23 protein-coding genes and 2 tRNA genes are annotated in these 25,891 nt (G+C 73.9%); 9 read left to right on the top strand and 16 right to left on the bottom strand.

Annotation, left to right across the window (positions count from 1 at the left end):
* Positions 1-112 precede the first annotated feature (112 nt).
* The 4 genes from purD to J5Y04_RS30620 all read left to right on the top strand — a co-directional run bounded on the left by purD (position 113) and on the right by J5Y04_RS30620 (position 6,269).
* A complete protein-coding gene (gene purD, locus J5Y04_RS30635; RefSeq protein WP_209415647.1) occupies positions 113-1,360 on the top strand; it encodes a phosphoribosylamine--glycine ligase in 1,248 nt (415 codons plus the stop codon).
* A 546-nt stretch (positions 1,361-1,906) separates the two neighbouring features.
* Positions 1,907-3,475, top strand: coding sequence for a hypothetical protein (locus J5Y04_RS30630; protein ID WP_209415646.1), 1,569 nt, complete (start codon positions 1,907-1,909; stop codon positions 3,473-3,475).
* A gap of 245 nt (positions 3,476-3,720) precedes the next feature.
* Entirely contained in the window at positions 3,721-5,262 is a 1,542-nt protein-coding gene (locus J5Y04_RS30625) for a N,N-dimethylformamidase beta subunit family domain-containing protein (RefSeq protein ID WP_209415645.1), read from the top strand.
* 107 nt (positions 5,263-5,369) lie between these two features.
* Entirely contained in the window at positions 5,370-6,269 is a 900-nt protein-coding gene (locus tag J5Y04_RS30620) for a phosphoribosylaminoimidazolesuccinocarboxamide synthase (RefSeq protein ID WP_209415644.1), read from the top strand.
* 28 nt (positions 6,270-6,297) lie between these two features.
* On the opposite strand, the gene J5Y04_RS30615 is transcribed toward J5Y04_RS30620, so the two are convergent.
* The 7 genes from J5Y04_RS30615 to J5Y04_RS30585 all read right to left on the bottom strand — a co-directional run bounded on the left by J5Y04_RS30615 (position 6,298) and on the right by J5Y04_RS30585 (position 10,934).
* Complete coding sequence (locus J5Y04_RS30615) at positions 6,298-6,918, bottom strand: response regulator transcription factor (protein WP_148643880.1); 621 nt, start codon at positions 6,916-6,918, stop codon at positions 6,298-6,300.
* 55 nt (positions 6,919-6,973) lie between these two features.
* On the bottom strand, positions 6,974-8,200 hold the full coding sequence (locus J5Y04_RS30610; RefSeq protein ID WP_245205745.1) for a sensor histidine kinase: 1,227 nt from the start codon (positions 8,198-8,200) through the stop codon (positions 6,974-6,976).
* A 62-nt stretch (positions 8,201-8,262) separates the two neighbouring features.
* Positions 8,263-9,093: an ABC transporter permease gene (locus J5Y04_RS30605; RefSeq protein ID WP_209415643.1), complete on the bottom strand. Its 831-nt coding sequence runs from the start codon at positions 9,091-9,093 to the stop codon at positions 8,263-8,265.
* Positions 9,090-10,094, bottom strand: a complete 1,005-nt coding sequence (locus J5Y04_RS30600; protein WP_209415642.1) for an ABC transporter ATP-binding protein — start codon at positions 10,092-10,094, stop codon at positions 9,090-9,092. Before J5Y04_RS30600 ends, J5Y04_RS30605 begins: the two co-directional genes overlap by 4 nt.
* A gap of 204 nt (positions 10,095-10,298) precedes the next feature.
* A tRNA-Gly gene (locus tag J5Y04_RS30595) sits at positions 10,299-10,374 on the bottom strand.
* Between the two features lie 39 nt (positions 10,375-10,413).
* Positions 10,414-10,486, bottom strand: a tRNA-Gly gene (locus tag J5Y04_RS30590).
* 130 nt (positions 10,487-10,616) lie between these two features.
* Positions 10,617-10,934: an Lsr2 family protein gene (locus tag J5Y04_RS30585; RefSeq protein WP_148643884.1), complete on the bottom strand. Its 318-nt coding sequence runs from the start codon at positions 10,932-10,934 to the stop codon at positions 10,617-10,619.
* 467 nt (positions 10,935-11,401) lie between these two features.
* Here J5Y04_RS30585 and purS point away from each other — a divergent pair, with 467 nt between their 5' ends.
* From purS to J5Y04_RS30565, 4 genes are all read left to right on the top strand, one after another.
* A complete protein-coding gene (purS, locus tag J5Y04_RS30580) occupies positions 11,402-11,656 on the top strand; it encodes a phosphoribosylformylglycinamidine synthase subunit PurS (protein ID WP_209415641.1) in 255 nt (84 codons plus the stop codon).
* The gene (purQ, locus tag J5Y04_RS30575; RefSeq protein WP_148643886.1) at positions 11,653-12,330 is read left to right on the top strand and encodes a phosphoribosylformylglycinamidine synthase subunit PurQ; all 678 of its coding nucleotides are present in this window, start codon (positions 11,653-11,655) and stop codon (positions 12,328-12,330) included. Before purS ends, purQ begins: the two co-directional genes overlap by 4 nt.
* Positions 12,330-14,585 (top strand): phosphoribosylformylglycinamidine synthase subunit PurL, encoded by a 2,256-nt coding sequence (purL, locus tag J5Y04_RS30570; RefSeq protein WP_209415640.1) that lies wholly within the window; start codon positions 12,330-12,332, stop codon positions 14,583-14,585. Before purQ ends, purL begins: the two co-directional genes overlap by 1 nt.
* Before the next feature lie 64 nt (positions 14,586-14,649).
* On the top strand, positions 14,650-15,477 hold the full coding sequence (locus tag J5Y04_RS30565; RefSeq protein ID WP_209415639.1) for a sterol carrier family protein: 828 nt from the start codon (positions 14,650-14,652) through the stop codon (positions 15,475-15,477).
* 13 nt (positions 15,478-15,490) lie between these two features.
* Here the strand turns inward: J5Y04_RS30565 and J5Y04_RS30560 are convergent, their stop codons facing one another.
* The 4 genes from J5Y04_RS30560 to fbaA all read right to left on the bottom strand — a co-directional run bounded on the left by J5Y04_RS30560 (position 15,491) and on the right by fbaA (position 18,540).
* Positions 15,491-15,721, bottom strand: coding sequence for a hypothetical protein (locus J5Y04_RS30560; protein WP_209415638.1), 231 nt, complete (start codon positions 15,719-15,721; stop codon positions 15,491-15,493).
* Positions 15,722-15,850: 129 nt separating this feature from the next.
* Complete coding sequence (locus J5Y04_RS30555) at positions 15,851-16,648, bottom strand: DUF3152 domain-containing protein (protein WP_209415637.1); 798 nt, start codon at positions 16,646-16,648, stop codon at positions 15,851-15,853.
* Positions 16,649-17,034: 386 nt separating this feature from the next.
* Positions 17,035-17,463: a DUF3151 domain-containing protein gene (locus tag J5Y04_RS30550; protein WP_148643889.1), complete on the bottom strand. Its 429-nt coding sequence runs from the start codon at positions 17,461-17,463 to the stop codon at positions 17,035-17,037.
* Positions 17,464-17,517: 54 nt separating this feature from the next.
* Complete coding sequence (gene fbaA / locus J5Y04_RS30545) at positions 17,518-18,540, bottom strand: class II fructose-bisphosphate aldolase (RefSeq protein ID WP_148643890.1); 1,023 nt, start codon at positions 18,538-18,540, stop codon at positions 17,518-17,520.
* A 362-nt stretch (positions 18,541-18,902) separates the two neighbouring features.
* On the opposite strand from fbaA, the gene J5Y04_RS30540 reads away from it, so the two are divergent.
* Positions 18,903-19,625, top strand: a complete 723-nt coding sequence (locus J5Y04_RS30540; protein ID WP_209415636.1) for a DedA family protein — start codon at positions 18,903-18,905, stop codon at positions 19,623-19,625.
* 91 nt (positions 19,626-19,716) lie between these two features.
* Here the strand turns inward: J5Y04_RS30540 and pyrE are convergent, their stop codons facing one another.
* The 5 genes from pyrE to J5Y04_RS30515 all read right to left on the bottom strand — a co-directional run bounded on the left by pyrE (position 19,717) and on the right by J5Y04_RS30515 (position 25,809).
* Positions 19,717-20,253, bottom strand: coding sequence for an orotate phosphoribosyltransferase (pyrE, locus tag J5Y04_RS30535; RefSeq protein ID WP_209415635.1), 537 nt, complete (start codon positions 20,251-20,253; stop codon positions 19,717-19,719).
* A gap of 30 nt (positions 20,254-20,283) precedes the next feature.
* The gene (locus J5Y04_RS30530) at positions 20,284-21,585 is read right to left on the bottom strand and encodes a hypothetical protein (RefSeq protein ID WP_209415634.1); all 1,302 of its coding nucleotides are present in this window, start codon (positions 21,583-21,585) and stop codon (positions 20,284-20,286) included.
* A 145-nt stretch (positions 21,586-21,730) separates the two neighbouring features.
* Positions 21,731-23,440 (bottom strand): polyamine aminopropyltransferase, encoded by a 1,710-nt coding sequence (locus J5Y04_RS30525; protein ID WP_307853381.1) that lies wholly within the window; start codon positions 23,438-23,440, stop codon positions 21,731-21,733.
* Positions 23,441-23,582: 142 nt separating this feature from the next.
* Positions 23,583-24,110, bottom strand: a complete 528-nt coding sequence (locus J5Y04_RS30520) for a DUF2617 family protein (protein ID WP_209415633.1) — start codon at positions 24,108-24,110, stop codon at positions 23,583-23,585.
* Positions 24,111-24,648: 538 nt separating this feature from the next.
* The gene (locus J5Y04_RS30515; protein WP_209415632.1) at positions 24,649-25,809 is read right to left on the bottom strand and encodes a pyridoxal phosphate-dependent aminotransferase; all 1,161 of its coding nucleotides are present in this window, start codon (positions 25,807-25,809) and stop codon (positions 24,649-24,651) included.
* Positions 25,810-25,891: the final 82 nt, after the last annotated feature.

Raw genomic sequence — 25,891 nt, 5'->3', positions numbered from 1 at the left:
GCCCCGGCCTTGGAGGTTCCTCCTGGGCGGGCAGCGTACGGACGGCTTCCGTTGGAGGTTCCGACGGGACCGGGGGACAGCCGGAACCGGCCACCGACTACCCTTGCCAACCGTGAAGGTCCTCGTCATCGGCGGCGGCGCCCGCGAACACGCCCTGTGCCGCTCTCTGTCCCAAGATCCCGCCGTCACCGAGCTGCACTGCGCCCCGGGCAACGCCGGGATCGCGCAGGTGGCGACGGTCCACCCGGTCGACCAGCTGGACGGCGCGCAGGTCGCGGCGCTCGCCCGGCGGCTCGACGCCGACCTGGTCGTGGTCGGCCCGGAGGCCCCGCTGGTCGCGGGCGTCTCCGACGCCGTGCGCGCGGCCGGCATCCCGGTCTTCGGCCCGTCCGGCCCGGCCGCCCAGCTGGAGGGCTCGAAGGCCTTCGCCAAGGACGTGATGGCTGGGGCCGGCGTGCCCACCGCCCGCTCCTACGTCTGCACCACCCCCGCCGAGGCCGCCGAGGCGCTGGACGCCTTCGGCGCCCCCTACGTGGTCAAGGACGACGGCCTGGCCGCCGGCAAGGGCGTCGTGGTCACCTCCGACCGCGAGGCCGCGCTGGCCCACGCCGCCTCCTGCGAGCGCGTCGTCATCGAGGAGTACCTCGACGGCCCCGAGGTCTCGCTCTTCGCCGTCACCGACGGCACCACCGTCCTCCCGCTCCAGCCCGCGCAGGACTTCAAGCGCGCGCTGGACGGCGACGAGGGCCCGAACACCGGCGGCATGGGCGCCTACTCGCCGCTGCCGTGGGCGCCCGAGGGCCTGGTCGAGGAGGTCCTGGAGACCGTCCTGCAGCCGACCGTGGACGAGCTGCGCCGCCGGGGCACCGAGTTCTCCGGCCTGCTCTACGCGGGCCTGGCGCTGACCTCGCGCGGCACCCGGGTGATCGAGTTCAACGCCCGCTTCGGCGACCCGGAGACCCAGGTCGTGCTGGCCCGGCTGCGCACCCCGCTGGCCGGCGTCCTGCACGCCTGCGCCACCGGCACGCTCGACCAGCTGGAGCCGCTGCGCTGGGACGACGGCGCCGCCGTCACCGTGGTGATCGCCTCCGAGGGCTACCCGGCCGCGCCGCGCACCGGCGACCCGATCGAGGGCCTGGCCGAGGCCGAGGCCGCCGACGGCACCGCCTACGTGCTGCACGCGGGCACCCGGGCCGACGAGGACGGCCGGGTGCTCAGCGCCGGCGGCCGCGTCCTCTCGGTCACCGCCACCGGCGCCGACCTGGCCGAGGCGCGGGGCCGCGCGTACGACGCGGTGGGCCGGATCAGCCTCAAGGGCGGTCAGCACCGCACCGACATCGCGCTCAAGGCCGCGCAGTAGCAGGCGGTTTCGGCGTGCCGCAGGGCGCTGTGTTCGAGGGGAAACAACCCCCATGGACGCAGCGCCCTGCGGCGTTTGCGGGTCCGGGGGGATCGGAGCGCTTTTGGTGGCCGCCGCACCGTTCGGCGGCCGGAATCCAGCCCATCGAGTGACAGCAACCGCATCCGGCTGACGTAACCGGCTGCCCGGCCTTATGGTGCGCTGGTCCGCAGCGCCCCGGGCCGTGCCGCTCGCGGCCGCCGCCGGGTAGCGGCGGTCGCGCGGGGGGATGCTGGACGGCGTCCGGCCGGGCGGGCACGCCCGGGCCGCTTCGCACGACGCCCCGGCACGGTCGTCCGGAATCCGGGCACCGTCACCGGGACGAGTGGAAACCGGGGAGATCCGGAACACCCACCCGGGCACGGGCGTCAAAAATGTCAGAAGCGCCACGCAGCATGTACTACCGGGGACCGGAGCCGCCGCCTCCCCGGTCGGAACCGATCGTTTCGAGTCGGCTCAGGGCCCGTCGCCGGGCGCCCGAGGGCTCCGAAGGGGGTGCCGCACCGTATGGCCGCTTTCGACACCGCGCGCGCTCACGCCCACGCGGTCCTGCGGGTCCGTGGCCTTGCCCTGGCAGCCGCCGCGCTGCCCGCCGCCGTCGCGGTGGTGCTGCTCGCGGGCCGGTTCACCGGCCGGCTCGGCGCGCCCGGCTCCTCCGACGCCGCCGCCTGGGACGCCGTGCGCTGGGTGGTCTGCGCGGTGGCCGCCGCCACCCTGCTGGTGGCCGGACTGGCCGGCCGGGCCTACCGCAGGGCCGTCCCGCCGCGGACCCCGGCCGTCCCGCTGGAGCGGGCCCAGGCCCCCGAGCTGTACCGGCTGATCGACGAGCTGGCCGACCGGCTGGAGGTCCCCGCGCCCTCCGCGATCGCGCTCACCCCGGACTGCGACAGCTGGCTGGAGGACGTCCCCGCGGACCGCCGGGCCGGCCTCCGGGCGACGCGCCGCACCGACGAGCCGCCCGCGCCGGTGCTGGTGATCGGCTCGCCGTTCCTCTGGTGGATGCGGGCCGGCGAGCTGCGCGCCCTGCTCGCCCCCGTGGTGGCCGGCACCGCGGCCTCCGCCGACCCGGACATCGCCGCCGCCCGCCGCTTCCTGCGCAGCCTGGACGCCAGCCTGGACGAGGCCGCCCCCGGGCCGGCCGGAGCCGCCGCCCCCGCAGCCCCGACCACGGGCCGCCGCGGCCCGGCCGCACTGACCGACCGGATCACCCGCCGGCTGCTCGGCGCCTGCCGCGCGCACTCCGCCGAGCTGGAGCGGGCCGTCGCCGGCTGGGCCTCCGAGCAGGCCCGAGCGGTCGACTACGGCCTGCGGATCGCCGCGCAGGAGCAGGTCGGCCTGGCGTACGCGGGCTGGGACCGGCTGCTCACCCGGGTCGCGCTGCCCGCCTGGCGGCTCGGCCGTCACCCCGCGCACCTCAACGCCGGCGTGGTCGCCGCGCTCACCGAGCTGTCCCGGCGCGACCGCCTGGCCGACGGCTACGGCACCCGCCTCGGCGACCGGCCCGCCTGCGACCTGCTGGAGGAGCCCGGCACGGTGGACGAGGCCGTCTCGCTGCTCGCCGCGGAGCTGTTCTTCGGCCGGCCCGCCTCCGGCGGCTGGCGGGAGCTGGACTGGGCCGACTACCCGGCCGAGGTGGTGGACGCCGGCTGGCGGGCCCGCGCCGCGGCCCTGCAGTCCGCCCTGGACCGCCCGGCCCCGCAGGCCCGCCCCGGCTCCCCGACCCTCACCCGGCTGCTGGTCCGGCTCGCCGAGGGCGATGGCGAGCAGCTGGCCGCCGCGCTCACCGCCCAGCTGGCCCGCACCACGGCCCCCGCGCCGCTGCTGGAGCCCGTCCGCACCGGGCGGGACCTCCTGGTCGACCACGTCACCGCGATGGTCTGCTGCGCCGCGGTCGACACCGCCGGGGCCACCCCCGGCCTGGACTGGCTGGACGGCCCGGTGCTGCTGATCGGAGGGGTCCGCCGTACCGACCTGGCCGCCCCGGTGGCACAGGCCGTCGAACAGGGCCAGGACGGCCCGCTGCGCGCCTGGCTGGACGCCGCCGACGTCCGGCTGGAGAAGCCGGTGCGGCTCTGAGTCCGTCCGGGTCCGTCCGGCCCCGGGCGGGGGGAGGGCGCTCGGGTCCCGCGCTCGCGCCCCCGGGGCAGCCGGGGCCGGCGGGTCTTCGCAGGCCGGAGCCCTCTCCGGGGCAGCGCGGAAGATTCATCGCCACTAGTTGCTACCGTGGGGTGACGCAGCGCCAGCACTCTGTGGTGTATTAGACCGCACGCACATCCGGTGGGCACATGCCATCCGGCGAGGTGCATCCGTGGGAGGGGCGCGTGGGGACGGAACTCAACCGCCGCTGGGAGTCCGGAACGCACGCGTACAGCGTCTCCGACCCCTTCGGCCAGGGCCCGCTGCCCTGGCTGCGCAGTCCGGACCAGTACCTGGCGGGCGCCGAGGGCGCCGTCCCCTGGTACGTCTCGGTGGACGCGCCGGGCCAGCAGCCGCTGGCGGGGGGCGCCAGGCCCAAGCCGCCGGTCGGCACCCCGCAGGGCGCCAACGACGTGGTGCAGCAGATCAAGGGCTTCGCCTCGGTCGGCGTCGTCCGCCCCGGCGGCTCGGTGGACTTCCGGGTCACCGTCAACCCGCCCCGCGAGTTCACCGTCGACGTTTACCGGATCGGCCACTACGGCGGCGACGGCGCCCACCACATGACGTCCAGCCCGCTGATCGCCGGGCTGGCCCAGCCCGCCCCGCTGGTGGTCGGCCGGACGGTCTCCTGCCACCACTGGTGGCACTCCTGGCGGTTGCAGATCCCCGCCCACTGGCAGCCCGGCGCCTATGTCGCGGTGCTGACCACCGGTGACATGCTGCACCGCAGCCACATCCCCTTCACCGTGCGGGACTTCGAGGACGAGGCGCACGCCGCCGAGCTGCTCCTGGTGCTCCCGGACGTGACCTGGCAGGCGTACAACCTCTTCCCCGAGGACGGCCGCAGCGGGGCCAGCCTCTACCACGCCTGGGACGACCAGGGCCGGCTGGTCGGCGAGCCGGAGGCGGCCGTCACCGTCTCCTTCGACCGCCCGCACGCCACCGCCGGGCTGCCGCTGCACGTCGGTCACGCCTACGACTTCATCCGCTGGGCCGAGCGGTACGGCTACGACCTCTCCTACGCCACCGCCACCGACCTGCACGCCGGCCTGGTCGACCCGTCCCGGCACAGGGCGCTGATCTTCCCCGGCCACGACGAGTACTGGTCCGAGCCGATGCGCCGGGCCGCCGAACGGGCCCGGGACGGCGGCACCTCGCTGGTCTTCCTCTCCGCCAACACCATGTACTGGCGGGTCGAGCTGAGCCCGGCGCCCTCCGGCGAGCCCAACCGGCTGCTCAACTGCCGCAAACGGCAGAAGGTCCAGCCCGGCAGCCCGGCCGTCGGCGCCCCCGGAGCCGCCAGCGCGCTCTGGCGGGACGCCGGCGAGGCCGAGCAGCACCTGCTCGGCCTCCAGTACTCCGGCCGGGTCGCCGCCCCCGTCCCGCTGGTAGCCCGGCACACCGCGCACTGGCTCTGGGACGGCACCGGCGTCCAGGAGGGCGACGAGCTGCCCGGCCTGGTGGCGGGCGAGGCCGACCGCTACTACCCCAAGGTGGCGCTGCCCGAGCACACCGAGCGGGTCCTGCTCGCGCACTCCCCGTACCGGGACCTCGGCGGCCGCACCCGCTACCAGGAGACCTCGCTCTACCGGGCGCCGAGCGGCGCGTACGTCTTCGCCTCCGGCACCTTCGCCTGGTCGCCCGCGCTGGACCGGCCCGGCCTCACCGACGAGCGGATCCAGCGGGCCACCGCCAACCTGCTGGACCGCCTCTGCAAGAACGGCTGAGCCCGAGGCCGTCGGGGCCCGGGCGGGCGTCCATGACAGACTCGGGGGCAGTGACCTCCCCTTTCGCGCCCCACGCCCGCGAACGACCCCTGAGGACTGAGACGACCTTGAGCGGATTTGTCACCAAGCCCGAGCCGGTCCAGGTGCCCGGCCTGGTCCACCTGCACACCGGCAAGGTGCGCGACCTCTACCGCGCCGAGTCGGGCGACCTCGTGATGGTCGCCAGCGACCGCATGTCGGCCCACGACTGGGTGCTGCCCAACGAGATCCCCGACAAGGGCCGCATCCTCACCCAGCTCTCGCTGTGGTGGTTCGAGCGGATCGCCGACATCGTGCCCAACCACGTGATCTCCACCGAGGCCCCGGCCGGGGCCCCGGCCGACTGGAAGGGCCGCACGCTGGTCTGCCGCAGCCTGGAGATGATCCCGGTCGAGTGCGTGGCCCGCGGTTACCTGGCCGGCTCCGGCCTGACCGAGTACGACGCCGACCGCACGGTCTGCGGCATCGCGCTGCCCGAGGGCCTGGTGAACAGCTCCGAGCTGCCCGCCCCGATCTACACCCCCGCCCTCAAGGCCGAGGTCGGCGAGCACGACGAGAACGTCTCCTACGAGGAGACCGCCCGCCGGGTCGGCGCCGAGCTCGCCAACCAGCTGCGCCGCACCACCCTCGACGTCTACGCCCGGGCCCGGGACATCGCCCGCGAGCGCGGCATCATCCTGGCTGACACCAAGTTCGAGTTCGGCCTGCTCGACGGCGAGCTGGTGATCGGCGACGAGGTGCTCACCCCGGACTCCTCCCGCTTCTGGCCCGCCGACCAGTGGCAGCCCGGCCGCTCGCAGCCGTCCTTCGACAAGCAGCTCATCCGCGACTGGCTGGTCTCCCCGGCCTCCGGCTGGGACCGCCACAGCGAGCTGCCGCCGCCGGAGCTGCCGGCCGAGGTGGTCGAGCAGACCCGCGCCAAGTACGCCGAGGTCTACCAGCTGCTCACCGGCACCCCCTGGGTGTAGCGCGTCCTCCCGCGGGCGCGGCCGGGTCTCAGATCCAGCCGTGCTCGCGGGCGATCCGCACCGCCGCGTGGCGGTTCTCGGCGCCCAGCTTGCCCGCCGCCGACGAGAGGTAGTTGCGGACGGTCCCCTGGGAGAGGGCCGCGCGCTCGGCGATCTCGGCGATCGAGGTGCCGTCGGCGGCCAGCTCCAGCACGTCCGTCTCGCGCGGGGTCAGCGGCGTCTCGCCGGCACTGATCGCGTCCGCCGCCAGCTCCGGGTCGACGTACCGGGCGCCCGCCAGCACGGTGCGGATGATCCCGGCGAGGTCCGCCGCCGAGACGGTCTTCGGCAGGAAGCCGCGCACCCCGACCTCCAGTGCCCGCTTCAGGTAGCCCGGGCGCCCGTGTCCGGTGACGATCATCGTGCGGCAGTCCGGCAGCAGCCGGCGCAGCTCGGTGGCCACCTGGATGCCGTCCAGGCCGGGCATCTGGAGGTCCAGCACCGCGACGTCGGGGCGGTGCGCCTGCGCCATCGCCACCGCCTCCGGGCCGGAGGCGGCCTGGGCGACCACGGTGATGTCCTCCTCCAGGGAGAGCAGCGCGGCCATCGCCCCGCGGATCAGGTGCTCGTCGTCGGCGAGCAGGACGCGCACGGGGGCGGTGTCGGTCATCGGGCGGGCCTTCCTGCGGTGGCGGGCTTACGGGGTGACGCGGCGGGACGGCGGCTCAGAGCGGCACGGTGGCGAGCACCCGGAACCGGCCCGGCCCGGTGGCCGGGACGCTCAGTTCACCGTCGTGCGCGGCCAGCCGCTCGCGCAGCCCCCGCAGCCCGGTGCCGCCGCCCTGGGACGGGATCGGCACCGCCGGCACCCCGTCATTCTCCAGCTCCAGCACCGCCCGGCCGTGCTCCCGGCGCAGCCGGATCACGCAGTTGCCCGCCTCGCTGTGCCGCAGCACGTTGGTGGTCGCCTCGCGGATCACCCAGCCGAGCACCGACTGGACCGGCTGCGGCAGCCCGTCGGCGTCGTCGCCGAGGTCGATCTCGCAGGCCACGTCGGCCGCGCGCAGGACCGCCCGGGCGCCGATCGCCTCCGCGTGCAGGTCCGCGGTGCGGTAGCCGCGGACCACGTCCCGCACCTCGCGCTGGGACTCCTGGGCGATCCGCTGCACCTCGGCCATCTGGTCGGCGGCCTCCGGGCGGCCGCGCCGGGCCAGCTGGACGGCCAGCTCGCTCTTCAGCGCGATGGTGGTGAGGTTGCGGCCCATCACGTCGTGCAGGTCGCGGGAGAACCTCAGCCGCTCCTCGGCGACGGCCAGCTGGGCCTGTGCCTCGCGGGCCGCGTCGAGCTCCCAGACGACGCCCTGGAGCCAGGCGCAGCCGCGGCAGCTGAGGCCGATGACGGCCATCATGACCAGGTCGCCGACCACCATCCCGGCCGCCGTCGCGAGGTCGATCCCGGCCAGCAGCGTGGCGGGGACGACCAGCAGCCGGCCGGCGATCCCGACGAGGCACGCCTGCCGCATGGAGAGGCCCACGCACGCCGGGCCGAAGGCCGAGGCCACCAGGGAGGAGACGACCACGACGGTGAACGGCGGGCCGGCCGGGTTCTCCGGGCCCGCGGTACGGCCGAGCAGCAGCACGGCCCAGCAGCCGGCCAACGCCGTCGCGCCGGTGAGAACGAGCCAGCGCAGGTGGGTGGTGGGCCGCTTCAGGTAGTGGTCGAGCGAGGTGCGGTAGGCCCGCAGGCTGAGCAGGGTGGTGGCCAGGCCGATGACCAGGCTGACCTGGGCGGTGCTCCGGTAGGCCTCCTGGCCGACGGAGGATCCGGCTGCGAGCAGCACCAGCATGAGCAGGATCAGCGGCATCAGGTAGAGCGACCAGCGGAGGTAGAGCTCGGAGCGTTGCGGCTTGCCGTAGCCCTTCCAGATGCGTATCGGCCCGCGTACGGCCATCTGCTTCGTCCCCCGTCCGGCCAAGATCGTGTCCTGCTCTTCCTACCAGGTGCGGAGGGGTCCTAGCGGCGCGGCTCCCAGCGGAAGTAGCGGACGGCGCCCCAGGCCGCGAGGCCCAGCCAGACGGTGCCGGTGACCAGGTGCGGGGCGGCGGTGGCCCAGGTGCCGGCGAAGCCGGTGGCGGCCCCGGAGCCGTCGGTGCCGAACCAGCCGACGCGGATCAGCTGGAAGGCCGGGGTGGTGGGCAGCAGGCGGCAGACGTCGGCGAGGCGGTCCGGCATGACCTCCAGCGGGAAGAACAGGCCGGAGCCGAACTGGGTGAGCAGCAGGACCGGCATGGTGGTGATGCCCGCGCTCTCGACGGTCCTGGTGAAGGCGCTGGAGATCGCGGCCAGCGCCATCAGGGTGCCGACGACCAGCACCAGCCCGGCGGCCAGCAGCAGCGGGTTGACCGGCATCGCGAGGTGCAGGGCGCCGGCGCCGACCACCCCGATGACGGTGCACATCAGCAGGGCGAGGCCGACCGAGGGCACCGCGGTGCCGGCCAGGATCTCGGCGTCCCGGGCCTCGCCGGTGCGCAGCCGCTTGAGCACCAGCTCGCCGCGGCGGGCCACGTACGCGGCGGTCAGGTTGTAGTAGACGACGAAGGCCAGCACCATCCCGACCGCTCCGTTGACCAGCAGCGAGTCGACGTCGAGTCCGGGGTTGCTCTTGGCCTGCTCGTCGAGCACGTTCTTCAGCCCGCCGATCAGCAGCACCGGCAGCAGCAGGGCGGTGAACAGCGCGGTCCGGTTGCGCACGAGCAGGGTGGCCTCGGCCCGGCCGAGGGCGAGCAGCCGGCGGACGGTGGTGCTCTGCGGGCCGGCGGCGGCGGTGGAGACGGCGGTGGTCATCGGGCGAGTCCGATCAGGCGGCGGCGGGCGGTGGGGGCGGTGGGGGCGTCGGCCGGGGGTTGGTGGGCGGCCTCGGAGGCGATGGCGAGGAAGGCCTCCTCCAGCGAGGCGCTGCGGGCGTCGAGGGCGCCGAGCGCGACGCCGTGCAGGTCGGCCCAGCCGAGCAGCGCGGTGAGGGTGGCCTGGAGCCGCGGGGTGTGCACGGTGACCCGGCGGCCGGTGACGAGGACCTCGGCCCCGGTCAGCGGCGGGAGGGAGACACCGGAGTACTCGGGGAGTTCGAAGGTGATCCGGGCGGGGCGGCCGGCGATCACCTCGGCCACGGTGCCGGTGGTGACGACCCGGCCGCCGTGCATGATGGCCAGCCGGTCGGCCAGCTCCTCGGCCTCCTCCAGGTAGTGCGTGGTGAGCAGCACGGTGGTGCCCTCGGCCCGGAGGTCGCGGACCAGGCGCCAGACGGCGGCGCGGGCCTCCGGGTCGAGGCCGGTGCTGGGCTCGTCCAGGAAGAGCACCTCGGGCCGGCCGAGCAGGGCCATCGCCAGGTCGAGCCGGCGGCGCTCGCCGCCCGAGAGCTGCTTGACCCGGACGTTGCGGCGGCCGGCCAGGCCGACCAGCTCCAGCGCCTCGTCCACCGGGCGGCTGCGGCTGGTCATCCCGGCCCAGCTGCGGCCGGTCTCGGCGACGGTGAGCTCGCCGGGGAAGCCGCCCTCCTGGAGCATGATGCCGATCCGGGGGCGGACGGTGGCCCGCTCGCGGTGCGGGTCGTGGCCGAGCACCCGGACCTGGCCGCCGGTCGGGGCGGCGAGGCCCTCGATCAGCTCCATGGTGGAGGTCTTACCGGCCCCGTTGGTGCCGAGCAGTGCGAACAGCTCGCCGCGGCCGACGGTGAGGTCGACGCCGCGAACCGCGTGGTAGCCGGTGGCGCCGGAGCCGTAGTGGCGGTGGAGGCCGGTGACCTCGATCACGGGCTCGCTCAGGGCGGGGGGCTGGCTCGTTTCCATGCCTCAAGCCTTCCGCCGCCCGGGCCCCGCGGGCAGTGCGCGCCGTCATGAGAACGGGGTGCGGTTACCCGGGCCGGCGATGACAAATGTCATCGCCCCGGCGAGGGCGGCCCGGCCGGGAATGGCCCGGCGCGGAATACCGCGCGGGGAAGCCTCGTACCGGGAACGCCGAAGGGCCCCCTCGATCGAGGGGGCCCTTCGTACTGGAGCGGACGACGAGATTCGAACTCGCGACCCTCACCTTGGCAAGGTGATGCTCTACCAACTGAGCCACGTCCGCAGGTCAAACTATTGAGTTGTGCTGTGCTCGCGCACTGCGAGCGGACGACGAGATTCGAACTCGCGACCCTCACCTTGGCAAGGTGATGCTCTACCAACTGAGCCACGTCCGCACGGTGCCTTGTGGGGCACCGGCCGCCTCTTCGGATCTCTCCGTTGCGGCGACGAGGAATACTCTACAGCATCGTTCGGGGTGGTCGCCCCACCCTTTCGGGCAGGTGGGACGACCGGGTCCCGGTGGGGTCAGTTCGCCTCGGCGAACGCCTCGTACACCGCCTTGGGGATGCGGCCGCGGGCGGGCAGCTCCATGCCGTGCGACTGTGCCCAGGCGCGCACGGCGGACGGGTCCGGGGTGAGCGCGGTGCGGCGGAAGGACTTTCCGGTGCGGCTCTGGCGGCGGCCGGCCGCGACGAACGGAGCGAGGGCCTCCCGCAGCTTTTCCGCGTTGTCCAGGGACAGGTCGATCTCGTAGGACTTCCCGTCGACGCCGAAGTGGACGGTTTCCGCGGCGGCGCCGCCGTCCAGGTCGTCGGAGAGCGTGACGACTACACGCTGAGCCATGGGTGTCAATCCTCTCGGGCAATTCGGCCGAAGGGCGCGGGGTGCGCTCCCGTGGCCTGATGTGCACCACACGCGCAAGGGCATACGGGCAGGCCTGATGGCGTGCCGGATACGCAGCACTTGCCGCGGCAGGTGGCCCTATTCTGCACCCGAAGCGGGTCGAAATCGAAGAGTCCGGCTTTCTTTTCCGGATATTCACGTCTCTTCGCCGGAGTACCGGATAGCGGCGCACTCGGCTGGCCGATCTGTCCCGGAGTGCCGGTATTCGGGTGCTCTTCGGCCGTTCTCGTTCGCCGAGCCGAATCCGCAGAAATGGGGTGGCCGCCGGGGTGGGGCGCGGGCCCGGAACCCTTGCGGCGTAAGGGTCTCGGGTCTACGCGCGTCGCCCTCCCCGGCCAGCAATCCCACCCGAAACCCCCGGTAGTCTGGAGTTCCCCCGCCTCACGAAGACACCACCGGGAGTGCCAGTGGCACGCGTCGTAGTCGACGTCATGCTCAAGCCGGAGATCCTCGACCCCCAGGGACAGGCGGTGCAGCGCGCACTGCCCCGTCTCGGATTCACCGGGATCGCCGACGTCCGCCAGGGCAAGCGCTTCGAGCTGGAGCTGGAGGGCCCGGTCGACGACGCCGCGCTCGCCCGTATCCGCGAAGCCGCCGAGACCTTTCTCGCCAACACCGTGATCGAGGACTTCACCGTCCGCATCGAGGAGGAGGGCAAGTGACCACCCGCGTCGGCGTCGTCACTTTCCCCGGCTCGCTCGATGACCGCGACGCCCAGCGCGCGGTCCGCCTGGCCGGCGCCGAGCCGGTCGCCCTCTGGCACCGTGACAAGGATCTCCACCAGGTCGACGCCGTCGTCCTGCCGGGCGGATTCAGTTACGGCGACTATCTGCGCTGCGGTGCCATCTCCCGCTTCTCCCCGGTGATGGAGACCATCATCGAGCAGGCGAAGCTGGGAATGCCGGTTCTCGGTATCTGCAACGGCTTCCAGGTGCTCTGCGAATCGCACCTGCTGCCCGGCGCGCTCACCCGCAACGACTCGCTGCACTTCATCTGCCGCGACCAGAAGCTGCGCATCGAGAACAACGGCACCGCCTGGACCCGGGATTACTCGGCCGGCCAGGAAATCGTCGTCCCGCTGAAGAACGGCGAGGGCCGCTTCGTCGCCGACGAGCACGTCCTCGACGCGCTGGAGGCGGAGGGCCGCATCGTGGCCCGTTACCTGGATGTGAACCCCAACGGTTCGTACCGCGACATCGCCGGCATCACCAACGCCGCGGGCAATGTCGTCGGCCTGATGCCGCACCCGGAGCACGCCGTGGAGCCGCTCACCGGTCCGACCACCGAGGGCCTGGGCTTCTTCACTTCCGTCCTGAAGCAGCTGGTGAACGCCTGATGAGCCTCGACACCGTCAAGAACGCAGAGCAGACCCCGGACGCCGCCCAGCCGTGGGCCGAGCTCGGCCTCAAGCAGGACGAGTACGCGCGGATCCGGGAGATCCTCGGCCGCCGCCCGACCGGTGCCGAGCTCGCGATGTACTCCGTCATGTGGTCGGAGCACTGTTCGTACAAGAGCTCCAAGGTCCACCTGAAGCAGTTCGGCGAGAAGGCCCCGAAGAACGACGCGATGCTCGTCGGCATCGGCGAGAACGCCGGTGTGGTCGACGTCGGCCAGGGCTACGCGGTCACCTTCAAGGTCGAGTCGCACAACCACCCGTCGTACATCGAGCCCTACCAGGGCGCGGCCACCGGCATCGGCGGCATCGTCCGCGACATCCTGGCGATGGGCGCCCGCCCGGTCGCCGTGATGGACCCGCTGCGGTTCGGTGCGGCCGACCACCCGGACACCCGGCGCGTGCTGCCCGGGATCGTCGCGGGCATCGGCGGCTACGGCAACTGCCTGGGCCTGCCGAACATCGGCGGCGAGGTCGTCTTCGACTCCTGCTACCAGGGCAACCCGCTGGTCAACGCGCTCTGCGTGGGCGTGATGAAGCACGAGGACATCCACCTCGCGCAGGCCTCCGGCGCCGGCAACAAGGTCATCCTGTACGGGGCCCGCACCGGCGGCGACGGCATCGGCGGTGTCTCGGTGCTCGCCTCCGAGACCTTCGACGCCACCGGCCCGGCCAAGCGCCCGGCCGTCCAGGTCGGCGACCCGTTCCAGGAGAAGCTCCTCATCGAGTGCACCCTGGAGATCTTCGGCGAGAAGCTCGTCAAGGGCATCCAGGACCTCGGCGGCGCCGGCCTCTCCTGCGCCACCTCCGAGCTGGCCTCGGCCGGCTCCGGCGGCATGCGGATCGAGCTGGACACCGTACCGCTGCGCGACAACACGCTCTCGCCGGAGGAGATCCTCATGAGCGAGTCGCAGGAGCGCATGTGCGCCATCGTCGAGCCCGGCAAGGTCGACCGCTTCCTGGAGATCTGCGAGAAGTGGGACGTCATCGCCACCGTCATCGGTGAGGTGACCGACGGCGAGCGCCTGGAGATCTTCTGGCACGGCGAGCTCGTCGTGGACGTGCCGCCGCGCACCGTCGCCCACGAGGGCCCGACCTACCAGCGCCCGTTCGCCCGCCCGAGCTGGCAGGACGCGCTGCAGGCCGACGTCCCGGACGCCGCGCGGCTGGCCCGCCCGACCACCGGCGAGGGCCTCAAGGCCGACCTGCTGAAGGTCGCCGGCCACCCGAACCAGGCCTCCAAGTCCTGGATCACCGACCAGTACGACCGCTACGTGCTCGGCAACACCGTGCTCTCGGTCGGCGAGGACTCGGGCATGATCCGGATCGACGAGGAGACCAACCTCGGCGTCTCGGTCGCCACCGACGGCAACGGCCGCTACACCAAGCTGGACCCGTACACCGGCGCCCAGCTGGCCCTCGCCGAGGCGTACCGCAACGTCGCGGCCGGCGGTGCCAAGCCGCTCGCCATCTCCGACTGCCTCAACTTCGGCTCCCCCGAGGACCCGGACGTCATGTGGCAGTTCGCGGAGGCGACCCGCGGCCTGGCCGACGCCTGCCTGGAGCTCGGCACCCCGGTCACCGGCGGCAACGTCTCGCTCTACAACCAGACCGGCGAGGTCGCCATCCACCCGACCCCCGTGGTCGCGGTGCTCGGCGTCATCGACGACGTCACCCGGCGCACCCCCCTCGCCTTCGCCGAGGAGGGCCAGCTGCTCTACCTGCTCGGTGACACCGAGGACGAGCTCGGCGGCTCGGCCTGGTCGCAGGTGGTCCACGACCACCTCGGCGGTCTGCCGCCCAAGGTCGACCTGGGCCGCGAGAAGCTGCTCGGCGAGATCCTGATCGCCGCCTCGCGCGACGGCATGATCGACGCCGCGCACGACCTCTCCGACGGCGGCCTGGGCCAGGCCCTGGTGGAGAGCTGCCTCAAGGGCGGCAACGGCGCGCGGATCATCGTGCCCGAGGGCCAGGACCCGTTCGTGTTCCTGTTCTCCGAGTCGGCCGGCCGCGCGGTCGTCGCGGTGCCGCGCAGCGAGGAGCTCCGGTTCAACGACATGTGCACCGCACGCGGCCTGCCGGCCACCCGGATCGGCGTGGTCGACGGCGATGCGCTGGACGTCCAGGGGCAGTTCACCGTCTCGCTGGCCGAGCTGAAGGACGCCCACACCGGCGTCATCGAGGCCCTGCTCGCCTGATGCGGCTGTGACGAGGGGCGGACGGTTCGAAGGAACCGTCCGCCCCTCGGCGTATGTTGGGCCCATGCCTGCCAAGTCCCGTACGTACCAGCCGACGAAGGTCCGCGCCGCGCTGGCGGCCCAGACCGGCGCGCTGCGCGACGCCGTCCACGCGCTCTGCGCCGCCCCCGACGCCGAGCGGCTGCTCGCGGGGCCGACCAGGCTGGGGCAGTGGCGGGTGCGCGAGCTGGTCGCGCACCTCGCGGTGCAGCTCGGCTGGGTGCCCGCGCACCTGGACGACCCCCTGGAGGGCCGTCCGACGCTGGACCTGGCGCGCTGGGTGGCCGGCGTCGGCACCGTCGCGCCGCTGCTGGACGCCGGGGCCCGGGAGCACGCCGCCGGGGAGTTCGGCGGTGACCCGGCGTCGGTCGCGGCCGCCTTCGACCGGGCCGCCGACGCGCTGCTCGCCGTCCTGGACGGGCCCGAAGTCGCCGACCCGCAGCGGCGGTTCGAGATCCGGCTGGGTTCGATGACGCTCGCCGACATGCTGGTCACCCGGCTGGTGGAGGCGGTCGTGCACGCCGACGACCTGGCCGACGCGCTCGGTCTGCCGGCCTTCCCGCACGACCGGCAGGCGCTGGCCGCCGTCACCCGGCTTCTCGCCGACGCCCTCGCCGACCGGGTGCCCGGCGGCGCGGTCGAGCTGCGGGTGCCGCCGTACGCCGTGGTGCAGGCCGTCGAGGGGCCGCGGCACACCCGGGGCACCCCGCCGAACGTGGTCGAGACCGACCCGCTGACCTGGATCCGGCTCGCCACCGGCCGGGCCGACTGGGCGACCGCGGTGGACGAGGCGGCGGTCGCGGCCAGCGGTGAGCGGAGCGACCTGCGGGAGTACCTGCCGCTGCTCGGCTGAGCGGTCCCCGGACTCAGCCGTGCAGTTGGGCGGCGAGCGCCGCCCCGGCCCGCTGGAGCGGCGCGCCGGTGAGCGCCTGGTCCCGGCCGGTGATGTCGGTGTCCTGCGACACGATCAGCACGATGTCGCCCGCGCCCGCCGCGGGGATCCGGGCCACCGCGGCGGTGCCCGCCCCGGGGGTGGCCCTGGCCTCGCCCTTCGCCGGCCGCTCGCGGGAGAACTGCTCCATCTGGGCGACCGTCATCTGACCGTCCCGCTGGATCGCCGGCAGGGCCAGGCTGACCGCGGCCTCGTCCTTCGGGACGGCCAGCAGCTCGACGTCGACGGGGGTGCCGCCGGCCGTCCGTCTCAGGTCCGTACCGGCCAGCCGGCCTCAGGGCACTGCCGGGCCGCTGAGGTACGTCCCGTCCGCCGAGTACGGCCAGGCGTTGGGCTCGCAGCCCTTGAGGCCGTAGATCTGCTGCATCATCGCGGGCGCCGGCTTGCCCTTGCCCGGGCAGGTCTCGTGCCCGTGGCCGATCCGGTGCCCCACCTCGTGGTTGACGATCAGCGCCCGGTACTCCTCGATCGGGCCGCTGAACTGCGGTGAACCGGTGTTCCAGCGCTTGACGTTGACCAGCACCTGGTTGCCGACGTTGCAGTTGACCTCGCCGTGGGTGTCCAGCCCGGCCGCGCCGCAGATCTTGTCCACGGTGGCCGGTGACGCGATCTTCACGGTGAAGTCGTACGCGCCGTTCGCCACCAGCTGGAAGCCGTTCTTGCGGTCGTTGGTCCAGCCCCGCTTGTCGGCCAGGATGGCCTGGACCTGGGCCGCGGCGCCGGCCGGGTCGATCCCGATGCCGTCCTCGACCTCCACCCGGTAGCGGCGGACGGTGCCCTTGCCGACCGCGGCGGCGGCGCCGGGGGCGACGGTGAAGGTGCCCGCGCCCTTGCTGGGGCCCGGGTCCGGGGCGCTCGGCTCGGGGGCGCTCGGCTCCGGGGCGGGCGGCGGGGTGGGGGTCGGCGTCGCGGTCGGTGTCGTGGCCGGGGCGGGTGCGGCCGGGGTGCCGCGGTCGGACGGCGCGACCCGGCCCTGGGCGGTCTTCCCGCTGTCGGGCAGGGCGTCGGGGCGGTTCAGCACGTAGAGCGTGCCGCCGAGTATCAGCACGGCCGCCACCAGGGCGGAGACCATCCCCGGGCCGATTCTGCGGCGCTGGCGGCGCCTGCGGCCTCCGCCCGCCTGGCCCTGGCCGGCCCGCCCGCCGCGGGCCCGCGGGGCGGCGGCGCGGGAGCCTCCCGCACGGGATCCTGCACGGGACCCGGCACCACGGGAGCTGCGCGCGCGGGAGCCGCGCTGGTCGGGTCGGGCTGTGGGCACGGTGAGGCTTCCTGTCGGACCGGTGGGGTCGCGGAGCCATCGAACTGACGTGTGCGTTCCCCCCGCCCGGACACCCTGGCATGGAGACCAGGTGAATGTCCACGTACCGGGTATCCACGGCAAATCCGCCGGTCCCCGCGGCCCGGAGGGGCGGCGGGGACCGGCGGATCACGGCGGGCCGTGCGTGCGGACCGGGCGGATCAGCCCAGGGTGGCGGCGGCGGTCGGCGAGCTGTCCCGGAGGAACTGCGCGCAGCGCTCGGCCTCCTCCTTCTCCTCGATCGCGGCGGCGGCCCGGCCGAGCGCGTGCAGCGCCCGCAGGAAACCGCGGTTCGGCTCGTGCTCCCACGGCACCGGGCCGTGGCCCTTCCAGCCGGCCCGGCGCAGCGAGTCCAGCCCGCGGTGGTAGCCGGTGCGCGCGTACGCGTAGGACTCGACGGTGCGGCCGGCGGCGAAGGCGTCGTCGGCGAGCTGGGCCCAGGCCAGCGAGGAGGTCGGGTACTTCGCCGCGACCTCGGCCGGGGAGGCGCCGCCGGCCAGCAGCTCCAGCGGAGCGGGCTCGGCGGGCAGGTGGGTCGGGGGCGGGCCCCCGAGGAGGTTCTGGCCCGCGAAGGGGCTGTCTGTGGTCATGCCCCCCAGTGAACCACTGGGGGGCACGAGCCAGGTCCCGCGTGCGGCGGAGCCTTACTTCAGGCGGTTGCCGGCCGAGCGCAGCTGCTGGGCGGCCTCCAGGACGCGGGCGGCCATGCCGGCCTCGGCGAGCTTGCCCCAGGTGCGCGGGTCGTAGGTGTTCTTCTTGCCGACCTCGCCGTCGACCTTCAGCACACCGTCGTAGTTCGCGAACATGTGGCCCGCGACCGGGCGGGTGAAGGCGTACTGGGTGTCGGTGTCCAGGTTCATCTTCACGACGCCGTTCTCCAGCGCGGTGGCGATCTCCTCCGCGGTCGAGCCCGAGCCGCCGTGGAAGACGAAGTCGAACGGGTCGGTCTTGCCGTACTGCTTGCCGATCGCGTCCTGGAGCTCGCGCAGCAGCTCCGGCTTCAGGACGACGTTGCCCGGCTTGTAGACGCCGTGCACGTTGCCGAAGGAGGCGGCCAGCAGGTAGCGGCCCTTCTCGCCCAGGCCCAGGGCCTCGGCGGTGCGGACGGCGTCGTTGACGGTGGTGTACAGCTCGTCGTTGATCTCGTGCGTGACACCGTCCTCCTCGCCGCCGGTCGGGGTGATCTCGACCTCAAGGATGATCTTGGCGGCGACGGCCTGGGCCAGCAGCTCCTCGGCGATGGCCAGGTTGTCGTTCAGGGTCTCGGCCGAGCCGTCCCACATGTGCGACTGGAACAGCGGGTTCTGGCCCTTGGCCACGCGCTCGGCGGAGACCGCCAGCAGCGGGCGGACGTAGCCGTCCAGCTTGTCCTTCGGGCAGTGGTCGGTGTGCAGCGCGACGGTGATGTCGTACTTGGCGGCCACGATGTGCGCGAACTCGGCGAGCGCGACGGCGCCGGTCACCATGTCCTTGTTGTGCTGGCCGCCCAGGAACTCCGCACCACCGGTCGAGATCTGGATGATGCCGTCGCTCTCGGCCTCGGCGAAGCCGCGCAGGGCGGCGTGCAGCGTCTGCGACGAGGTGACGTTGATGGCCGGGTAGGCGAACTTGCCCGCCTTGGCCCGGTCCAGCATCTCGTTGTAGACCTCGGGAGTTGCGATGGGCATGCGATCCGCTCCTGTCGGGTTGCGGCGTACGGACGGTGCTGTCCGACGCTGTGTACGCCTTCGTTACGACTTCCGGGGTAACGGCAGCCGAGCGCGGCTCTGCGGTGCGGCTCTCCGGTACCTGGGCTCGAGGCGGCCGCCACGGTTCGACAATGAGGGTGTTCGCGACCGCGGCCCGGACGCCGGTGCCATCTTCCCAGACTTGCGCTCCGGGGTCAGCAGGCAGCCCGCCAGTCGGGACGGCCGCTCCCACGTGCTACGCGGCACGGGGCGGACGGATGACCGGGTGCTCCGAAAGGATGACCGTCCTCTCGGCCACCGGGGCGAAGCCCTGGTAAAGACGGGCCCGCTATCCTGCGGCCGTGGACTACAACCAGCTGGCCGTCAACCTGCTCGACGCCAAATCACTGATCTCGTCCCTCGGTGCCATCGGGCTGATCGCGATCATCTTCGCGGAGACCGGCCTCCTGGTCGGGTTCTTCTTCCCGGGGGACTCCCTGCTCATCATCGCGGGCGTGGCCGCCTCGAACGCCGCCTCGTCGGTGCTCGGCGAGGGCACGAAGCTGCCGATCGCGGCACTGCTGATCGGGGCCCCGATCGCCGCCATCGCCGGCGCGCAGCTCGGGCACCTGATCGGGGTGAAGGTCGGACCGAAGATGTTCGACAAGCCCGAGTCGAAGATCTTCCGCCGCGAGTACGTGGTGAAGGCCGAGGAGTACTTCAACAAGTTCGGTCCCGGCAAGGCCGTGGTCCTGGCCCGCTTCATGCCGATCGTCCGTACCTTCCTGAACCCGGTCGCGGGCACCCTGGAGATGCCGGCCCGGACGTTCTTCCTCTGGAACGTGGTCGGCGGTGTGCTCTGGACCGAGTCCATGCTGCTGATCGGCTACTTCTTCGGTGACGCGCTCGCCCCGGTGATCGACAAGTACCTGATCCCGGCGGTGCTGCTGATCGTGCTGCTCTCGATCTCGCCGATCCTGATCGAGGTCCTGCGCGAGCGCAGGAAGAAGAAGGCGGGCGGCGCCGAGCCGGCCGCCGCGGAGGCCGAGGCCGTCCAGGCCGGCGGGCGCCACCGCCGCGGCTGATCCGCGCAACGACGACGAAACGGCCCGGGGCCGGGTGCTGTTCCACGTGGAACAGCACCCGGCCCCGGGCCGTTTCGTCGTACTCGGGCCGTCAGAGGCCCAGGTCGTCCAGGTTGTACGCGGTGACGTACGGCAGGCCCGTCGCCTCGACCGCGGCGGCGCCGCCGCGCTCCACGATCACCGCGACGCCGACCACCTCGGCGCCCGCCTCGCGCAGGGCCTCGACGGCGGTCAGCACCGAGCCACCGGTGGTGGAGGTGTCCTCGACGGCCAGCACCCGGCGGCCCTTGACCTCCGGGCCCTCGATCCGGCGCTGGAGGCCGTGCGCCTTGCCCGCCTTGCGGACCACGAAGGCGTCCAGCTCCCGGCCGCGCGCCGCGGCGGCGTGCAGCATGGCGGAGGCCACCGGGTCGGCACCGAGGGTCAGACCGCCGACGGCGTCGTACTCCAGGTGGGAGGTCGCGTCCAGCATCACCCGGCCGACCAGCGGGGCGGCCTGGCCGTCCAGCGTGATCCGGCGCAGGTCGACGTAGTAGTCGGCCTCCTTGCCGGAGGAAAGGGTGACCTTGCCGTGCACGACGGCCTTGTCCTTGATCTGTGCCAGCAGGGCGTCGCGGTCGTTGCTCATGAGCGTTCAGTCTAGGCCCTGGGAGCCCGGCTAGCGTCGGCGCAGCGCCCTGACCAGCACCACGGCGCCGCCGACCAGCGCGACACCGCCGCCGATCATCCACGGCACGGCACTGCGGCCGCCCGGGCCCGGCACCACGATTCCGCCGGCCTCGCCGCCCCAGCGGGACGCCGCCCGGGCCCGCGCGCTGCGGGCCGGCAGGGCGGGGGCGTAGCGGCCGCGCGGCGGCGCGTGGTCCACCTCCTCGGCGGAGCGGCCGACGATGCTGCGGCGGACGGGGCCGCTGAGCACCGGCTCCTGCTCGTACTCGAAGGGCAGCTCGGCGGGGAGTCCGGCGGGCGGCTCCTCCGCGGCGGCGGGGTCCTCGGCGCCCTCGGAGTCCTCGTGCTCGTCCTCGCGGCCGGCCGGGTCGCCGGTGGGCAGGCCGAAGCGCTCGGCGTCGGCGTCGGAGAAGGCGATCAGGTCGGAGAGGTCGTCGTCGAGGTCCTCGCCGGGCTCGCTCTGGTGGTCGTCCAGGAAGAACACGGTGGCGGTGGGCTCTTCGGCCTCTTCGGCCTCTTCGGCGTCCTCGGCGCCCTCCGTGCCCTCCACCTCCTCCGTGCCCTCCGTGCCCTCGGCCTCCTCGGCGACGTCGGCCTCCTCGGCGACGTCGGCCTCCTCGGCGACGTCGGCCTCCTCGGCGTCGTCGGAGGCGGCGGAGTCCTCGGTGTCCTGGGCCGTGTCCTCGCTCGCCGCGGGCTCCTCGGCCTCGGCCTCCTGGGCGGCCTTCGCGTCCGCCTCGGTGTCGGCCGCCTCCGCCTCCGCGTTCACGTCCGCCTCCGCGTCCACGTCAGCCTCTGCATCCGTGTCCATGTCCACGTCCATGTCCACGTCCGCCTCCGGCTCCGCGTCGGGGGAGGCGAGGGCGGCGGCGAAGCGGTCCAGCAGACGGCGGCCGGTCGCGGCGAGGGTCTCCTCGTCGAACTCGGTCAGCCGCCCGGTGGCGCTCAGGTCGCCGGTGAACCGGACCAGTGCGCTGCCGTCCTCGGCGCCCTCGGCGACGCTGACCCGGAGGGTGGCGGTCGCCTCGCCGCTGCCGCGTGCCTCCTGGCCCTCGGCGAACACGGTGAGCACGCCCTCGCGGCCCTCGATCAGCGACAGCACGCCGCGGTAGGTGATGGTGGAGGCGCCGACCCGCAGCTTCAGCCGTCCGCCGATCTCCTCGGCGGGGCCGCTGCCGACGGCGGCGGGCTCGGTGCTGAGCCCCGGCACGCAACGGGCCAGCAGAGCCGGATCCAGCAGGGCCTGCCGGACCAGCTCGGCCGGCATCGGGACGACAACCTCATGCTCCATGCCACGGAGCCTACCGATCGGACCCCCGATGGTCCCTGCTGCGGCCCCCACCTGTCGCGCCGACTTTTCCGCCCGGCGCCCGTCGCCCCGCCGGACCGTGCCCGGGGCCCCGCCGCCAAGGCCCGTCGCCCGCCCGTCCGGCGTCTCACCGCGGCCCCAGCAGGGTGAGGGCGGCCGGGGGGCGGGCCGGGCGGAGGGCGGTGAGCCGGGAGGCGGCGGCGCGGAGGGCGTCGGGGGTGAGCGCGCGGGGCGGCGGGGCGTCCGGGGCGAGGCCGAGCGGGGGCTGGGCGGCGGCCGCGAGCAGGAAGGCCTGACCGCCACCGTCGCCGCCGCCACCGTCGCCGCTGCTCTCCGGCCCGGGCCGGCAGCTCGTGGTGGCGCCGCCCTGGACGGCGTACGGGACGGTCCGCAGGCCGGCCGCCCGCAGCCCGGACTCGACCTGCCAGAGGCCGCTCCGCTCGTCGCCGACCCGCTCGTCGCCGGCCCGCTCGTCGCCGACCCGCTCGTCGCCGGCCCGGACGGCGATCCGCCCGCCGGGGGAGAGCAGCCGGGTGGTGAGGCCGTAGAACTCCTGCGAGTGGAACTTGACCGTGCCGGCCTCGTCGGGGGCGGGCAGGTCGGCGAGGACGACGTCGAAGGTGCGGTCGCCCGTGCGGACGCTGCGCAGCCACTCCAGCGGGTCGGCGTCGGCGGTCCTGACCCGGGGGTCGTCCAGCGAGTGGCCGGAGAGCGCGGCCAGGCCCGGGTCGGTCCGGGCCAGCCGGGTGAGCGCCGGGTCGGCGTCGACGACCAGGACCGAGCGGACCCCGCCGTGCCGCAGCACCTCGCGCAGGGCGAGCCCGTCGCCGCCGCCGAGCAGCAGCACCCGGGCGTCCGGCCCGGCCGCCATCGCCGGGTGGACCAGCGCCTCGCTGCCCCGGTACTCGTCGGGGCCGCAGACCGCGAGCCGCCCGTCCAGATAGAGCCGCAGCGGGCCCTCGGCCGGGCCGGTGAGCACGATCTCCTGGTGCCGGCCGTGGGCGGCGAAGCGGACCTGCGGGCCGTACAGGGCGCTCCGGGCGGCCCGTTCGATCGCGCCGGACCAGGCGGCGGCCGCGGCGAGGGCGGCGAGGACGAGCCCGCAGCAGCACCAGAGCAGCATCCGGATCCGCGGGGCCGGCTCCTCGCGGAACAGCCAGAGCACCACGGCGGCCCCGGCGACCGCGTTGACCGCGCCGGTGACCAGGGCGCCGGTGCCGGGCCCGAACGTGGGCAGGATCAGGAACGGGAAGGCCAGCCCGCCGATCAGCGCGCCCACGTAGTCGGCGGCGAAGAGGTCGGCGGCGGCCCGCCCGGCGTCCTCGCGCCGGATGCGCTGGATGAGCGTCATCAGCAGGGGGATCTCGGCGCCGATCAGGACGCCGATCAGGCAGGTCAGCCCGACCATCGCGGCCTGGTAGCGGCCGATCCAGGCCCAGCACGAGTACAGCGCGAGGACGGAGAGCCCGCCGGTGAGCGCGAGCGCGCACTCGACCAGGGCGAAGGCGGTGGCCGGGCGGCGGGTGAGGCGCTTGGCGAGCAGGGAGCCCAGGCCCATCGCGAAGACCATGACGGAGAGCACGACGGACGTCTGGGTGACGGAGTCCCCGAGCAGGTAGCTGCCGAGCGCCACGAGTTCCAGCTCGTAGACGAGTCCGCAGGCCGCGCAGACGAACGAGGCCAGCAGGACGGTGAGCCGGGCGAGCCGGGGGCGGGCACGCAGCCGGCACCGACGGCGGGCGGGCAGGGGGGTCAGGCTCCGCCCGAACCGGAGTGGGCTGCCGTCGTCGAGGTCGAGTCCCGGCTGTGCGGGGGGACCGGCCGGATGGTTGATCACGAACAAACGCTAGGCGACGTTCGGTACGGGTGGCTGCGTCCATTCGACGGACAGTGCGATACGTCGGGTTGACGGATCGTTCCTGCGTACGAATGGGGGCCGGTCTGCCGCCGTATGAGCGCCTCTGGCGCGGTTGCCGTGCTCACCGGGACACCACGAGCGAGGAGCGGGTGCAGACCAGCTGCCCCTCCTGCGGGTAGGCGTGCCAGGTGCGCCAGAGCAGCCGGTCCGCGCCGCCCTGGGCGACCAGCGCGGTGAAGGCGCTCGGGTCGCCCGGGAAGACCCCGGCCAGGCCGCGCGGGTGTCCCTCGACCAGGGCCAGCAACTCCTGGGCGCGGGCGGCGAAGTCGTGCGGCGGCAGCGCCTCGATCCGGGCCGCGAACTCGTACTCCCAGCCGTCCACCTGCTTGGCCACCCGGGCCGGCAGCGGGGTCCGGCGGCCGGGCAGGCAGGCGACGGTCTCCAGGCACTCGCCCGGTCCGGCGGCGATCACCACCTGGTGCGATGCGCCGAGCAGCCGCAGCTGCAGGGTGCCGGGCGGACCGGGACGCCCGGCACCGTCCAGTCTCAGGTTGCGGACCGCGAGAGCGGGCAGGGTTTCGCCGCCCAGGCACCAGGCCAGGTCACCGGCGCGGGTGTCCGTGTAGGAGGTCTGCAGTGTGGTGAGCATGCTCGGCTCCGCGTTTCAGCTCCGTGCGCGCCCGCCGAGCAGCAGCGAGTAGGGCCAGGCAGAGGCGAGGCTGTTCGTGGCTGTGCGGTCCAGGGCGCGGCCGACCGTGGAAGGAAGGATTCCGGCTGGAGATTCAGCAGCAGAGAAGCATGAATACGCCGGGTCCGCCGGTGATTTACCCAACTTTGTCAAGCATTCACCGTTTCGAGCGCGCCTGCTTCCCCGCTCTGATCGACCCGGTGTGCGACTCTGCACAGCGCGCGCCCCTCGCACCGGCCCACGCGCCGTGCGCTCTGCATGCACGCCGCCCACGAGCCCCGCGCGCCCCACCCTCCCACGCTCCCGGCGCACGGTGGTCCATGCTCCCCCGCGGGCCTGCCCGACAGGCATGCCGAATGCCCGACAGGCAGCGAAAAGCCGCGCCCGTCGGGCAAGTTGACGAATGGTCAGCACATCCCGCCGATCCCGCCGGGTGGGCGGATCCGGCTGGGCCGGGGCACCGCCTCCTCCGGCGGGGGCGGCGACCCGGCCGGACCGGTCAGAGCCGCCGGAGTCGCGTGACGGCCTCGGCGAGGACGTCGTCGCGCTTGCAGAAGGTGAACCGGACGAGGCTCCGTCCGGCCTCGGCGTCGTCGTAGAAGACGGCGTTGGGGATGGCGACGACGCCGCAGCGCCCGGGGAGGGAGCGGCAGAACTCGACGCCGTCCTTCTCGCCCAGCGGTGTGATGTCGGTGGTGATGAAGTAGGTGCCCTGCGGCTGGAACACGGCGAAGCCGGCGGCCGCCAGCCCGTCGCCGAGCAGGTCCCGCTTGCGGAGCAGGTCGGCCCGGAAACCGTCGAAGTAGCCGTCGGGGAGGCGCAGGGCCTCGGCGACGGCGTACTGGAACGGCCCGGCGCTGACGTAGGTCAGGTACTGCTTGGCGGTGCGGACGGCGGCGACCAGGGGGGCGCTCGCGGTCACCCAGCCGACCTTCCACCCCGTGAAGGAGAAGGTCTTGCCGGCGGAGGAGATGGAGACGGTCCGCTCGCGCATGCCGGGCAGGGCGGCGATCGGGTGGTGGCCGCCGCTGAACACCAGGTGCTCGTAGACCTCGTCGGTGACGACCAGCAGGTCGTGTTCGACGGCGAGCCCGGCGATCGCGGCGAGCTCTTCGGGGGTGAGGACCAGTCCGGTGGGGTTGTGCGGGGTGTTGATCAGCAGCAGGCGGGTGCGCGGGGTGATCAGCGCCCGCAGCTCGTCCAGGTCGGGCCGGAAACCCGGCGCGCGCAGGGTGAGCGGGACGCGGGTGGCGCCGGCCATGGCGATGCACGCGGAGTACGAGTCGTAGAACGGCTCGAAGGCGATGACCTCGTCGCCCGGCTCCAGCAGGGCGAGCAGGGCGGCGGCGATGGCCTCGGTGGCGCCGGCGGTGACCAGCACCTCGGTGTCGGGGTCGTACGTCAGGCCGTAGAAGCGCTGCTGGTGCCCGGCGACGGCCTGCCGCAGCTCCGGGATGCCGGGGCCCGGCGGGTACTGGTTGCCTCGGCCGTCGCGCAGCGCCCGGACGGCGGCCTCGCGGACCTCCTCGGGCCCGTCGGTGTCCGGGAAGCCCTGGCCGAGGTTGATCGAGCCGGTGGCGGTCGCGAGGGCCGACATCTCGGCGAAGATCGTCGTGCCCATGCCCGCCAAGCGGCGGTTCAGCAGCGGCCTGGTACCCATCAGTGGCTCCTCACGGCTCGTAGTGAGGGCCATCCTCTGACGGTCGGCGAGCGATGGACAAGGATGCGCCCCCGCCGCCTTC

Origin of the sequence: Kitasatospora sp. RG8 (assembly GCF_017813315.1) — a bacterium.
Classification (GTDB): Bacteria; Actinomycetota; Actinomycetes; order Streptomycetales; family Streptomycetaceae; genus Kitasatospora.
This window is presented reverse-complemented; position numbering and strand designations above follow the sequence as displayed.

Coding starts and splice junctions, on each gene's coding strand:
- J5Y04_RS30600 (WP_209415642.1), bottom strand. CDS start 10,094: ATGGAAACGAGCCAGCCCCCCGCCCTGAGCGAGCCCGTGATCGAGGTC.
- fbaA (WP_148643890.1), bottom strand. CDS start 18,540: ATGCCCATCGCAACTCCCGAGGTCTACAACGAGATGCTGGACCGGGCC.
- pyrE (WP_209415635.1), bottom strand. CDS start 20,253: ATGAGCAACGACCGCGACGCCCTGCTGGCACAGATCAAGGACAAGGCC.
- J5Y04_RS30550 (WP_148643889.1), bottom strand. CDS start 17,463: ATGACCACAGACAGCCCCTTCGCGGGCCAGAACCTCCTCGGGGGCCCG.
- J5Y04_RS30530 (WP_209415634.1), bottom strand. CDS start 21,585: ATGGAGCATGAGGTTGTCGTCCCGATGCCGGCCGAGCTGGTCCGGCAG.
- J5Y04_RS30560 (WP_209415638.1), bottom strand. CDS start 15,721: ATGACGGTCGCCCAGATGGAGCAGTTCTCCCGCGAGCGGCCGGCGAAG.
- J5Y04_RS30610 (WP_245205745.1), bottom strand. CDS start 8,200: ATGGCCGTACGCGGGCCGATACGCATCTGGAAGGGCTACGGCAAGCCG.
- J5Y04_RS30585 (WP_148643884.1), bottom strand. CDS start 10,934: ATGGCTCAGCGTGTAGTCGTCACGCTCTCCGACGACCTGGACGGCGGC.
- J5Y04_RS30515 (WP_209415632.1), bottom strand. CDS start 25,809: ATGGGTACCAGGCCGCTGCTGAACCGCCGCTTGGCGGGCATGGGCACG.
- J5Y04_RS30615 (WP_148643880.1), bottom strand. CDS start 6,918: ATGACCGACACCGCCCCCGTGCGCGTCCTGCTCGCCGACGACGAGCAC.
- J5Y04_RS30630 (WP_209415646.1), top strand. CDS start 1,907: ATGGCCGCTTTCGACACCGCGCGCGCTCACGCCCACGCGGTCCTGCGG.
- J5Y04_RS30520 (WP_209415633.1), bottom strand. CDS start 24,110: ATGCTCACCACACTGCAGACCTCCTACACGGACACCCGCGCCGGTGAC.
- J5Y04_RS30555 (WP_209415637.1), bottom strand. CDS start 16,648: ATGGTCTCCGCCCTGGTGGCGGCCGTGCTGATACTCGGCGGCACGCTC.
- J5Y04_RS30605 (WP_209415643.1), bottom strand. CDS start 9,093: ATGACCACCGCCGTCTCCACCGCCGCCGCCGGCCCGCAGAGCACCACC.
- purL (WP_209415640.1), top strand. CDS start 12,330: ATGAGCCTCGACACCGTCAAGAACGCAGAGCAGACCCCGGACGCCGCC.
- J5Y04_RS30565 (WP_209415639.1), top strand. CDS start 14,650: ATGCCTGCCAAGTCCCGTACGTACCAGCCGACGAAGGTCCGCGCCGCG.